The organism is Acinetobacter sp. YH01020, assembly GCF_013420275.1.
Classification (GTDB): Bacteria; Pseudomonadota; Gammaproteobacteria; order Pseudomonadales; family Moraxellaceae; genus Acinetobacter; species Acinetobacter amyesii.
Genome location: NZ_VOYN01000021.1, coordinates 1 through 12,948, shown reverse-complemented (window position 1 = coordinate 12,948; position 12,948 = coordinate 1). Strand labels below are relative to the sequence as shown.

Below are 12,948 nucleotides of genomic sequence, written 5' to 3'. Positions count from 1 at the left end.
ATGACGAAGCAGGTATGCTGAAACAGAATAATGAAATCAAGATGATTTGGTTGATGACGTTGATCTTGGTAGGGATCGGGGCATGGTACTTAGATGTCCGTATCCTGAGTTATATCAGTGGCATCGGTTTTATGCTCAGTGTGATGAATTATGTCGATGATTTACAGCACGGCGCTGATGCACTGAGCTCATCAAAACAACTATTTCAATTGACATCAAAGGTTCCATTATATATTGCATCGCTACTAACTGTTGTCGGACTGTTAACAGAATTGGGATACTTGGTTGCGATCGGGATTAGCCTGTGGGTTTATTTTTTTCTGTGTTGGCTGAAACGATTAGAACGTCAGCTGCATCTATTGCAAGGACGTGAGCTTCAGTCGCAGTCCAGTCAAACGGCTACTTCAATATCAGCGTCGACAATAGACCGTCCTGAAAATTTTGATTCTGACGATACACCATCTGTACATCCCGAGACGGCAATCGGTACAGTTAGACATCAGGCAACATTCAATTCAACGCCTTCTAATACACCATCCAAGTCTGCGCCAAATCTATCTAGTCAAATTCAGCAATGGCTTTTCCAAGGCAATCCCGTGTTAAAAGTGGCGGTACTGGTCTTGGTGATTGGCGTGGTGCTATTACTCAGATTTGCCACAGAGCATTGGCAACTTAGCTTGGCCATGAAGCTGTTGATTGTGAGTTTGATCAGTGCTGGTGTTGTCGGACTAGGATATTGGCTGCAAGCCAAAAATCGAAGTTTTGCCTTGGCGCTAGAAGGTTTGGGTCTTGCAGCGCTGTTTTTGACCTTATTTTTTGCCTATTACAATGCCGTGATTGCGGGCTTTGGCATAGCCTGTGTACTGTATGCAGTGCTTATGGCATTGACGATTTGGCTCAGTTTGAAACAACAGTCAGTTGAACTGGCGATCATGGCAATGCTGATCGCCTATCTTGCGCCATTTACCTTGCCTGTTCGTGATGCAACTGCAACGGAATTTATTGCCTATTATCTTGTGATTAATATTGCTGTTGCAGTCATGAGTACTTTAAGACCGTGGAAATATCTGAATCAAATCGCATTTTTGATGACGGTGATTATGGGTGGTGGATATGCTTTTTACCACGGATACACCACCGAACGTCAGATGATGAGCGTGCTGGTTTTAGCCCACGCTGCGATTTTTATTTGGCTCGGTTTTCGTTTTAGCCAGTTATTGGCGAAACAAGATCTTGCGCATTTTCAGCTTAAACCTGCCTTGGATATTGCACTGATTTTTGCCGCACCAGTGCTTGCTTATCTAGCATTGTATTTGATGTATTTTGAGGAAACGGTATGGCAGGCGGGGTATAGCTTGCTATTCGCAGCGCTTTTTGCCGTACTGTATATCATCAGTAAACGTAGTGCTGTGATCCCACTGATTGCACAAAGTTATTTGAGTTTGACCTTAATATTCTTGGCATTGATTCCACCGATAGTATTGAAAGAGCAGTGGAGTGTGGTTGGTTGGGCAGTTGAAGGTGCGTTGATATTTATATACGCCCTATACAAGCAGTCCAATATCAGCCGTTATTTAGGCATGGCGCTCTTGGTGATGGCGGGTTGTTCAAGTCTGTACTATTTGGTTCAACTGCCACATTTCCCTGCACAGATGTATTGGGGCGTGTGTTTAAGCTATTTGGTGGCCATTATCGTGACGCATGCTGTTCCTGCATTTCATAAACAGCTTTCAAGTTCGAGTATTGCCTTTCAATGTGTGCAAATGCTCTCAGCAACCACCATGTTCATCATGTTGCTCTTAGATTGGCTGCAGACTAGCCATCAATTGGCCTTGAGTCTATTGATCGTTAGTGTGGCTTATCTGGTGGTGAATGAAGGCTTGTTAAAACGAAAAGCTTCGTGGAGTTGGTCCATCATTAAGTGGACGGGTCTAGTGCCTGTTTATGTGATGGGGCTGTACCAAGTTATTTCAGTGAGTGAGAACGGTCAGTTACTTTGGCATTCAACGATGGCGCAGATTTATTTTGCATTCGCTGGGCTGAGCTTGACGCTGCTTTGGCTACGACCATTACTCGGTGTGCTTGAAGAGAAAGAATGGGTCAGTTTCGGAATTTTGAGCAGCTTGGCCTGGACCAGTCTGACGCTGATACCCAGTATGCCGTATATCAGTGTGGTAATTTTGCCGCTGATATTTTGTGCATGGTGTTATTGGCAAGCGCAGCAACCGGCCTGGAAAATGTTTTGGCAAGCGCGTAGCAGTTTGTTTTTGGCTTTAAGTTGGATCATTAGTTCGCAATTATTTAGTCAGCAGGCCTTTGTGGGATATGTCTTGCCGATACTGAATCCTTTTGATGCAGTGAGTTTGCTGTTGTTAGCGGCTTTTTTATGGATGTTGAATCAACAGTTAAAAGCCGGTTTAGATCGTAGCTTGGCTGCCGTGTTGAGTGTTCTTGGGCTACTTTGGTTAAGTAGCTACGTTGTGCTCCGCGCCTTATATATATATCTGGATACGCCTTATAACAGTTTAGACATTTGGAGCGATGCGACCATTCAGCTGAGTTTTACTATGCTGTGGGTGTTATTGGCTTTGGTGAGTATGCGCTTTGCCACTCAGCGCCAATTACGTTCAGTTTGGCTACTTGGTGGCAGTATTTTGGTCTTGGTGACGTTGAAATTGGTCTTGCTGGATTTATCTCATGTCGGCACTCTCATGCGAGTGATTTCATTTATGGCCGCAGGTTTTGCCATGCTTTTGATCGCCTATATTGCGCCCATGCCGAATGACAAGATTGAACCATGATGAAATTTTTAACGGTACTAGATCACTAAGCCGTATAGGTCGATGGCTATAAAAAGTGGATGATAAAAAAGCCCTGCACATTTGATGATATGCAGGGCTTTTTATATCAAGTCGATAGACCATTATTTGAGTTGAGGTTCTCGTTGGATCTCTTGTGCATTGGCATATTGATCGACGTCGGCATCGCTTGCTTGTGTAGAAAGCGGGTGGTCAACAAAACCCATTTTCGGGACTGGGATTTCAATTTTATTTTCGACAAAGGCATTACGAATCCGTTCCTGCATTTCATCACGGACTTTCAGGAAATTCTCTCTTTGACACCAAATAGCAAAAAGCAGCTCAATGGAAGATTCACGAAAGGCAGTGACGGTCACGGCAGGTTTAGGATCGGCCAAGACCAATGGATATTTACTAACGGCATCTAATAGAACTTCACGGACTTTGATGATGTCTTCATGAAAGTTAATTGCAAGGGTAATTGGAATACGCCGTATTGGAAACTTAGACAGGTTATGTACAGGTGCCCGAATCAGTTGTTCATTCGGCAAACGGACATAGACATTGTCCTGCGTGAGTAATTTGACCGACAGTAAATCAATCGAGATTACTTCACCTTCAATGGTATGCCCACGAATCAGTGTCAATTGAATGGTATCACCAACTTCAAAAGAACCTTCACCGATCAAGAACATCCCGCTGATCAGGTTGGATGCGGACGTTTGCGAGGCAAAACCCAGTGCGACCGTTAAAATACCTGCTGCACCCAAGAAGACGCTGAGTTTAAAGCCGGCTTCTTTTAAACTGGCCATCACAAAGATGATAAAGATGAAATAGAAAATCCCGCGACGCCAAACCAACTGTTGATGGGCATTGAAACGCATACCCACAGTACGAATAAAGGTATTCGAGATAAAACGTGCAATCAAAAAGCCGATGACTGCCAGTAAAACAGCCACCAATAATTCCGTCAGCCGATCGGTATTAAGATTGGCGACCATTCCTTTTAGGCTGCTGGTAATTTCTGTCGAAATATTTAAATCTGCCATGGCTCGCCCTTAGAAAAATGAATCAAACATATTGAACAGCACATTGGCTGACTCGCGTGGCGGATGCAGATAAATCACGTCACCTGCTTGTGGCGGTGTACGGTTTTCAATTTTGACCCGCGGCGGTTTGTCATGACCTTCATGCACGACTCGAATTTGTGAAGTCCATAAACGTCCTGTACTTTCACTATAAAATAATGGCAAAGCCGGTACAGGGACATTCATACGGTCAAAACGAATCTGTTGATTACTCACGTTATGAAACTCAATAGGGGTTACTGCACGAAAAGCACGAGGTTTGAGTTGTTTGAGTTCTGTACGACCATCGACTGCCGTGGCATAGCAAATTTCACCCATTCGATGATTCGGACCAAACCAGGTATCTTTTGGTAGAATAACAGGTATATCAAACAAGGGTTCTCTAAGACCTTCGACAAAACCAGCAATCCAAAGCGGTGTGCTGATATATAGCGTTCCGCGCTGTCCGGCTGGAATATAAATCGGATCGACCGGTTTAATCACCACAGACCGATCTGCCAAACGTGGCATGATTTGAATTTTGTCATGTGTTTGGCGGAACATATAGCGTTCCATTTTAATGGGCTGTGGAAAACCAAATTCAGGGTCTTGTATCGGATGCCATTGTTGCTCATAGTCAAACTGAAAGGTTGGGCGATGGTATTCCATACGCCACTCTTGCATGCCGCGCGTCACACGGAACAATAAAGACCCAAACTGCCAACTGCGCGGGTGATTCAGTTCAAATTGATATTCCCCCCACCATTTACGTTTTGGGGATTCCTTTTCAGTCAAATCATTTTCTAATGGCAATGCGTATATCCCTTGTCCTGATAAATCCTAAAAACAGACTTCACGCTGTCAGATGCTTAGAGTACACTCAAAACAACTTTTTTCATCATTATAATGCGTGATGCAAGTACTTAAACAATTACAAATACCATATAGTTTTGCCAAACGTCATGGCGTATTGCTTCGATATGAGGGTGATCAAGCTTTTATTGTGCGTCGTGACAGCACGCCACTGTTGGCTTTACAAGAAGCACGTCGCTTTTTAGGGCATCCTGCACAATATCAATTATGTAGTGAGCAAGAGTTTAATCAATTACTCAGTGCAAGCTTTGCCGGAGACACCGGTGAGTCTCAACAAGTTGCAGCGGGTCTGGAAGATCATCCTGATTTACTCAGCCTTGCGGACTCTGTGCCAGAAGCTGAAGATCTGATGGATCAGGAAGATGATGCACCGATTGTACGCTTAATCAATGCCTTATTGTCGGAAGCGATCCGTGTCGGTGCTTCGGATATTCATATCGAATCCTTTGAAAAAAAGCTGTCTGTCCGCTTACGTGTCGATGGTCAGTTACGTGAAATTGTGCAGCCACGTCGTGAACTTGCGCCACTGTTGGTGTCACGTATCAAAGTCATGGCCAAACTCGATATTGCAGAAAAGCGAATTCCACAAGATGGTCGTATTTCACTACGTTTGGCGGGCCGTGAAGTCGATGTTCGTGTATCAACCTTACCTTCTTCGTATGGTGAACGTGTGGTGATGCGTTTACTCGATAAACAAGCTGGGCGTTTAAACATGACCCATTTGGGCTTGATGCAGCATGACTATGATCGATTGAAACAACTGGTACATCGTCCGCATGGCATTATTTTGGTTACGGGACCAACGGGTTCGGGTAAAACCACCACCTTATATGCGGCATTGTCTGATCTAAATGATGGTTCAAAAAATATTTTGACTGCGGAAGATCCAATTGAGTATCAACTTGAAGGGATCGGGCAGACGCAGGTCAATACCAAAGTGGATATGACCTTTGCTCGTGCATTAAAAGCCATGCTTCGCCAAGACCCAGATGTAGTGATGGTCGGGGAGATTCGTGATTTAGAAACTGCTGAAATTGCAGTACAAGCATCATTAACAGGCCACTTGGTACTTTCAACGCTGCATACCAATACAGCAATCGGTGCGGTGACCCGTCTTAAAGACATGGGGATTGAACCCTTTCTACTTTCAAGCTCATTGATCGGTGTGGTGGCGCAGCGTTTGGTTCGAACCTTGTGCCGTCACTGTGCGACTTGGCATGATGCCGATGATTTTGAAAAAGACTTATTTAAGCATCTCGATGCATCGGCCGAATTAAAATTGCCACAACCTAAAGGCTGCGAACAATGCTCGCATACTGGATTTACAGGGCGTACCGCAATTTATGAAATCGTCCCGATTGATGAGCAAACACGTCGCCTCATTCATGGTAATGCTGCTGAGTTTGAGTTGGAAAATCATGTACGTGCAAATGCGGGTTCAATTCGTGATGATGGATTGCGTAAAGTTTTGGCAGGTAAAACCACGATAGAAGAAGTTTTACGTGTAACCAATGAAGCCGCGGAGTGATGAGAGAAATATTCATTTTTTTCATCACTAATAGCTGAGAGTGCTGTTTACTTTACCTCATTAAAATCGTGGAACATTGATTAAGCATTAATCGTGGAACGAAATAAAGCATTAAAAAAGCCCAATTGGTGATGATTGGTCTTTTTTTTGCTTAAGTTGTATTAGCTCACATTTAACCTGACAATCTTAAGCAAATATCAGCTCAAGTTTGAGCCGGCACACTATGCAACAAAGCCTATTCAAATTCAGGATATACGAAATTATATTTTCCTGTTTTCAAGCGTTCCACTATTGCATAAGGATTTATAACTACACCTATTTCTGCCTTTTGGTTTTCGCCTATCAAACTTCCGACATCTATAAAATCCTTATTAATATGCCACACATAACAATTATTAGATATTCTGATTATTTCCTCACCTGGTCCTGCACCATAATCATTGGTATCTCTAAACAATATTTTAGTGATATCACCTACTTCGGCTGAATTACCAACTTTCTCCCATAGTTTCATTTTGATACCAGATTTAGTAACGCAATGTGAATAAAACTCTACTTCACCATTCACAATATCCGATATATTCGGCGTGATATCATGTGAATAAACTTTCTTAAATGCTCTGATAACATCACTATTTAATTGAGTTGAATCAAAGGCAATAAGTTGGAAGTATTTTTTTCTTCTATTATCTAATTTAACAGAAAACACATCGCCAATTTTTGTGATTACTCTAGCCATTATTTAATCCTGTATTTTTTCCAATATTTTGTGGAAAAAATTTAATCATATCCCATTTAGCATACATCTCTTATGTGAAATTGGACTTAGCGTGCAATCATCAAAAAGGCTGATATGCAAATACATATCAGCCTTTTTATTTTTTGAACATTCAGCGATAAAAATTAAACAATCACATTCAGCGTCACATCAATATTGCCACGTGTCGCATTTGAATATGGGCAAACAATATGTGCAGCATCAACCAGTTTTTGCGCCTCACTTTGCTCTAGACCTTCCAAATGAATATTTAAAGTCACTTGAATGCCAAAACCTGTTGGAATAGGACCGATACCGACATCACCTTCCACATACACATCAGGTGTGATGTTTAAATGATCACGGTTAGCCACAAATTTCATAGCACCTAAGAAACATGCAGAATAACTCGCAGCAAAAAGCTGTTCAGGGTTTATCCCGCCGCCTGCGCCACCCATTTCCGTAGGCACTTTCAGTTGAATATCTAATATACCGTCAGATGAAGTTGCTCGGCTATCACGGCCGCTAGCTGCTTTTGCATGTGCTGTATATACCACTTTTTCTAAGGACATTTTTTATTCTCTGCATATGTTGGAGGGAGTGACTATCCTGTCTGAAAATGGATAAAGAATAAGCAGGGATTGTGTAAAGCGCTAAAGTATAACTTTAAAGTGCGGAGGCGAAATGTTAGAAGTGAAGAGGGGGGTGTTCATTGACGGCTAGGCCCATCAATGAATAATACTTTGATTAAACTTACCAAAGTTCAGCAATTTTCTTCATCAATTCAGCACGAATGGGCGCGGTTGGGTTACCTGCATTGCGCTGCGTTTCATTTTCATAAAACTTTTGCCAAGTTTGAACCATCTCTAAATTGACATCTTGAGTTTTAAGCTTTTCAACATCGGCTTTGCTGATATTGGCTAAGCGCGCTGCTGCACCTTCTGGGCCTGTACCCCAACCAATGATGCCTTGACCATAGGCAGGTAAAGACATGTTGTTCGGTGTTGGTGGTAGCGCAAGACGTTGAATATCTGGATTGACCAAGGATTTAATTTGAGGATGGACTTTTTCAGACAGGGTTAATTCAGCAAAACTGAGTGTGGATGCGCTGAGTAGCAACGTACTGATAAGGAGAGGTTTAAGCATCATAGATCAACAAATGAATGTAAATAATAATCGTTATATATTTTAGCAAGGTTTTGGTAGTTGAATAAGAATATTTAAATGCATTGGAAATGGATAAGGCTTTATTTTGAGCTCAGCTGTAGATGTGTAGAGGTTAAAAAACTCAAAGCACTATTTTATAAGGAATTAAAACAGTGCTTTGTATAGATAGGTACAAATGGATTTAAGTCAAAACATTTAAAGTGACATTAATATTGTTTCGGGTCGCATTTGAATAGGGGCAAACAATATGTGCAGCATCGACCAATTTCTGTGCCTCGCTTGCATCCATACCCTCAAGATGAATATTAAGCGTCACTTCAATACCAAATCCTGTTGGAATAGGGCCGATACCAACATCACCCTCGACGTAGGCAGCAGGGGTAATCGAAATTTTATCTCGGTTAGACACAAATTTCATTGCACCTAAAAAACAGGCTGAATAACCAGCGGCGAAGAGTTGTTCGGGATTTGTACCATTACCTGTACCCCCCATAATTTTCGGCACCGCCAATTGAACATCTAAATGCCCATCGGACGTCGTTGCACGACCATCACGACCACCAGTGGCTTTTGCATGGGCTGTATAAACTGCTTTTTCTAAAGTCATTTTTCTAATCCCTCAGATGATGGTTCAAAATCATATCGTGGGGGATTTTGTTTAAATAATATTCAGTTTTTTTGTAATTTTATACAGAGTGAAAATCAATATTGAACCAAAACACGGTGCTGCATCAGTGGCATTGATGCGCGAATCTGTTGCTGCTCGTCTAAGTCAAAAGGAACTGTGAGTAGTTGAGCGCCTTCTTCTGCGGTGATTGCTAAAATTTGACCACGGCTGTTGCTTGCTCCAGCATGACCCCAAGTTTGACGCTTTTCACCATGCCAGCCTTGTTGTGCGGCACCTAATACAGCACATTGACTATCCATGGCACGAGCTTGCAGTAACAACTGCCAGTGCATTTCACCCGTGGTATAAGTAAAAGCTGCAGGCGCCGTTAAAATGTTTGCACCTTGGCTACGAAGTTTCAAAGCCAGTTCAGGAAAGCGCAAGTCGTAGCACACCATCAGGCCAATATTGCCAAAAGGTGTTTTTGCAACTACGGTTTCAGTACCAGGTTCAAAGAATTTTGATTCTTGATAGCCACCGACAGCGTCACCAACTTGCACATCAAATAAATGAATTTTGTCATAACGTGCTTCGGTGCGTTCAGGGCTGATACATAGGCTGACAGTACGGACGCGACCATCTTGAATGATCGAGCCATCTGGACGATAAGGACATGGGAGTGTGCCCGCAACAATCCAAAGTTGGTACCGATGTGCGAGTTGTTCTAGTCGCTGCTGAATACTTGCAAATTGCGCTGCGGTTTCGCGTTGTTTACCTGCGGCAAAGCAGACAAAATTTTCGGGAAATACAATGAGACTCGCACCTTGAGCCTGACTTTGTTGCATCAATGATTCGATGACTTTGAAGTTATCTTCAATGTCATTTTGAGAATTCATTTGTGCAACGGAAAGTAAAGTCATGCGAAGAGGGGCTCTGTTGTGGTTAACCTAAATTAGACATTTTGCTGTTTAGGTTGATCTAGATTTTCCTGCTCTTTTTGCAGTTGTTTGACCAAAGGCTCAAACATATTTTGGTTGCTATCATTTAGTTTCATCAGCGTTTTGTGTGCATCTAAAACCGTATTCAGCATATTGCTATGGGTAATGTGTTCTTCCATAAGTGCGCGAGTGCATACACTTGGATCACCACAATAATTCAAAATAACAAACACTTGACCTAAACCCATGCTATTGGCAAGCGTTGTGATATCAGAGTTTGTAGACAACATTACCGCTTGGATATGGTGAACTTGTTTGAGCTTCAAACCCAGTTTCGCCAAAATGCCAAGAACAGTACTATCGATAAATGTCGTTTGGGTTAAATCAACGATTGCACCGACGACATTTTGTTGCTGTTCAATTTTGTTTAATAACTTGTCTAGACTAATACAAGATTGGGCACGCACTTCGCCAATAAGCTTAAAAATATGCGTTCCGTTCAAGCTTGCATATTCAACATGACCTGTTGACATATAAATGCCATTTGCAGAGAAGGATAGTAAATTATCCCATAGGGGCACAGCTTACTCAAGTAGCCGAGTATGATCAGAAAGTCGTATTCGGTTTAAGTAATTGATTTCGTGATTAATTGATTCGACGTAAACTTAGGATGGCAATATCGTCAGCAACATGGTCTGGTGCTTGAAATGATTGATTTTGCAAGTGATAAACCAATTGACCTAGCTGTTCATTCAATCCACCGTCAAAAGGTTCAAGTGCGCCATCCGAGCAAATTACAAAGCGCGAATAACGATTTAAGGTAAATTCAAACTCTTCCACTTCTAGGTCTTCAGTTAAGCCGAGTGGGAAGCTGCTGGTATTTAAAATTCGTGCGGGAAGACCGGGTTCAAGTAAAATGGCCGGAGGATAATGGCCTGCACTAGACCATTTCAAGACATGTGTATCGAGATTGAGTATCCCCGCAATCATGGTAATGTGCTTTTCAATATTTTCTTGAACCAACATGCCATTGAGCTTTTTGATGAGTTCTCTCGGGGTTTTTGAACGACCGTGGAAAGCAGCCATCCAAGAGGTCAGTAAACTACTCGTCACCCCATGACCAGATACATCTGCGAGATAAAACATGATTTCTTTATCGCTGATTTTCCAGTAATCGTACCAATCACCGGATAAATAGGCTGAAGGCTGGAAGAATGTTTCAATTTTATAGTTGTGGAGTTCAATCGGGTTGGGCAGTAAACGTTTTTGCAAATCTGCAGCAGAAGGGAGATCACGGCTGTCTTGATTGCGTTTGTATTGCGCATCAATTTTAGTGAGTGCCACCTGAAGGTTAGTTGGGATATGATCCCAAACCCATCCGGCTAAAGCGCCTTGTTGCCAAGCTTGAGCCAATGCAGCACCTTCATGCTCAAAAGCAAGCACAATGGTAGGAAGTGTCCATTGGTGATTTAAAAAGTCGGCAACATCAGCAATTGCAATGATCGTTGGATCATACAAGTCTAGATCTTCAATGTTAATCATTTGTACGCTAGGAAGCGCATCAAGTACCTGATCTAAATATGGAATATCACGAGTAGGTTGAATGAAATACATAAAGAATTAGATGAATCCTTCGATAGACAATAAGTGTACTATAGCAAGCTAATGATGGCTGGAGGGAAAAACCACACCAGCCAATTGAAAAATTTTATTTATTCAGTTGTTACCGTGTCGGTATCATCTGAAATGCTATCATCAATGAAATCGGTAGAATCATCAGATGAAACGTCTACTGAATTATCTTCAGATTCATCAATATCGTCATCTTCTTCATCAATAAATAAGTTTTCTTCAGCAATACCTTTTTTCTCAGCAATAGAATAGTTCAGGCGTTGCAAATAAATATCACGAATTTGAGCGTATTTATCGCCTTGCAATACACCTTCGATATCCAGTAATTGAGCGCGAGTATCGATTCCACGTAAAGTTTGCTCAGACCAATACGCCACATCATGACCATCAAGCATATATTTCTGTGGACGTCCTTGACTATCTACTGCTAGACCGACGGTTTGGCGCAATGTGCTTGGACCAAGCACTGGTAGAACAATATAAGGACCAGAAGGAATACCGTAATAACCTAAAGTCGCGCCAAAATTTTCATCTTCTGTTTCTAGACCCAGACGGCTTGCAGGGTCAGCAAAGCCTAAAGTTGTCAGTGTATTAACAGTAAAACGCCCCAGACTTTTTGCGGCACGTGTCGGTCGACCTTGGATGAGTTGGTTAAATGCATTCCAAGGTTCGCCCAAATTTTTACGGAATAAACGATACGATTCACGTATATCCTTAGGGGTTTTTGCGACATATTGCACAGCAGCAGGGCGGGCAATATGGACATCTAAATAATCATTAAATGCGTAAACTTTCCGGTTGATCGGCTGGAAAGGGTCTTTATCTTCTTCTGATTGTGCTGCATTGGCATTTACAGATAATTTTTTTGCAACTTCAGATGACTTGACCATCGCAGCATGCGCAAGTTGTTGCGTTTTTGATTTATTGGCAGCTTCTGAGTCTTGAGCAACAGGTGCTGAAGCCTCGTCATTTGCAAATACAGGTGTTGTTACGACAAGTGACAATAATCCTGCATATAAAAAAGAAGTTTGGCGCATATATAGTCCTGACGCTTTTAGCGCGGCAAAATGTTTGCCGTATAATAAGTAAAAACGTTCAAATAATCCTGATTTATTACTATTAAACCAAATTTGATCAAAATATGAATGAAAAAATGTAATTTGGGTGAAAAATGTGCGCTCAAAATAATTATTTTAAAAAAGGTGTTGCAACGGTCCTGAAATGCTGTAGAATGCACATCCATCGGCGGTGATGAAGATTAAAACTTCTGATAAAACAATAACTTGGTTGAATTGATTGAGTTAGGTCTTATTTGATAAGTTTAAAAATAATTTGAATTACCAGTTGACTCTTTAGGAATAAAGAGTAATATAGCCGACCTAGCTTGCTGGTGACGAACCAACAAGAAGATCATTAAGAGATTATGAAGAACAACTTGTGTGGATTTTTACTGGTTGATCGATCGAAATTATTTTCATTGATTGATGGTAGAAATTACTCGAAGTTTATTTGAGCAAATTTTTGTCAGTAATTGATGAGCCAAGATTGGTACACTATATGTACTATTGATTTTAAACTGAA

At 41.7% G+C, this 12,948-nt stretch carries 12 protein-coding genes; 2 read left to right on the top strand and 10 right to left on the bottom strand.

Annotated elements, in window-relative coordinates; all coding sequences use genetic code 11:
• The first annotated feature begins 14 nt into the window (after window positions 1-14).
• Window positions 15-2,801 carry a DUF2339 domain-containing protein gene (locus tag FTT85_RS09595; protein ID WP_180183450.1) on the top strand — a complete coding sequence of 929 codons (2,787 nt, stop codon included), beginning with the start codon at window positions 15-17 and terminating at the stop codon, window positions 2,799-2,801.
• A gap of 122 nt (window positions 2,802-2,923) precedes the next feature.
• Here FTT85_RS09595 and FTT85_RS09590 read toward each other — a convergent pair whose 3' ends face one another.
• Both FTT85_RS09590 and FTT85_RS09585 read right to left on the bottom strand, forming a co-directional pair.
• Entirely contained in the window at window positions 2,924-3,847 is a 924-nt protein-coding gene (locus FTT85_RS09590) for a mechanosensitive ion channel family protein (protein ID WP_180065855.1), read from the bottom strand.
• Window positions 3,848-3,856: 9 nt separating this feature from the next.
• Complete coding sequence (locus tag FTT85_RS09585) at window positions 3,857-4,678, bottom strand: hypothetical protein (RefSeq protein ID WP_078192622.1); 822 nt, start codon at window positions 4,676-4,678, stop codon at window positions 3,857-3,859.
• A 100-nt stretch (window positions 4,679-4,778) separates the two neighbouring features.
• Here FTT85_RS09585 and gspE point away from each other — a divergent pair, with 100 nt between their 5' ends.
• The gene (gene gspE, locus FTT85_RS09580) at window positions 4,779-6,266 is read left to right on the top strand and encodes a type II secretion system ATPase GspE (RefSeq protein ID WP_180171723.1); all 1,488 of its coding nucleotides are present in this window, start codon (window positions 4,779-4,781) and stop codon (window positions 6,264-6,266) included.
• Between the two features lie 235 nt (window positions 6,267-6,501).
• Here the strand turns inward: gspE and FTT85_RS09575 are convergent, their stop codons facing one another.
• The 8 genes from FTT85_RS09575 to FTT85_RS09540 form a co-directional block, all read right to left on the bottom strand.
• Window positions 6,502-7,005, bottom strand: coding sequence for an Imm26 family immunity protein (locus FTT85_RS09575; protein WP_180183424.1), 504 nt, complete (start codon window positions 7,003-7,005; stop codon window positions 6,502-6,504).
• Between the two features lie 164 nt (window positions 7,006-7,169).
• On the bottom strand, window positions 7,170-7,595 hold the full coding sequence (locus FTT85_RS09570) for an organic hydroperoxide resistance protein (RefSeq protein WP_180183423.1): 426 nt from the start codon (window positions 7,593-7,595) through the stop codon (window positions 7,170-7,172).
• Between the two features lie 181 nt (window positions 7,596-7,776).
• Window positions 7,777-8,169, bottom strand: coding sequence for a DUF4951 domain-containing protein (locus tag FTT85_RS09565; protein ID WP_180183449.1), 393 nt, complete (start codon window positions 8,167-8,169; stop codon window positions 7,777-7,779).
• Between the two features lie 202 nt (window positions 8,170-8,371).
• Window positions 8,372-8,797 carry an organic hydroperoxide resistance protein gene (locus FTT85_RS09560; protein ID WP_111884709.1) on the bottom strand — a complete coding sequence of 142 codons (426 nt, stop codon included), beginning with the start codon at window positions 8,795-8,797 and terminating at the stop codon, window positions 8,372-8,374.
• Window positions 8,798-8,892: 95 nt separating this feature from the next.
• Window positions 8,893-9,717, bottom strand: a complete 825-nt coding sequence (locus FTT85_RS09555) for a carbon-nitrogen hydrolase family protein (protein ID WP_180183422.1) — start codon at window positions 9,715-9,717, stop codon at window positions 8,893-8,895.
• A gap of 32 nt (window positions 9,718-9,749) precedes the next feature.
• The gene (gene gigB / locus FTT85_RS09550) at window positions 9,750-10,268 is read right to left on the bottom strand and encodes an anti-anti-sigma factor GigB (RefSeq protein ID WP_180183421.1); all 519 of its coding nucleotides are present in this window, start codon (window positions 10,266-10,268) and stop codon (window positions 9,750-9,752) included.
• Between the two features lie 112 nt (window positions 10,269-10,380).
• A complete protein-coding gene (gigA, locus tag FTT85_RS09545; protein ID WP_180183420.1) occupies window positions 10,381-11,349 on the bottom strand; it encodes an RsbU family protein phosphatase GigA in 969 nt (322 codons plus the stop codon).
• 98 nt (window positions 11,350-11,447) lie between these two features.
• Window positions 11,448-12,404: a VacJ family lipoprotein gene (locus FTT85_RS09540; RefSeq protein WP_180090399.1), complete on the bottom strand. Its 957-nt coding sequence runs from the start codon at window positions 12,402-12,404 to the stop codon at window positions 11,448-11,450.
• Window positions 12,405-12,948: the final 544 nt, after the last annotated feature.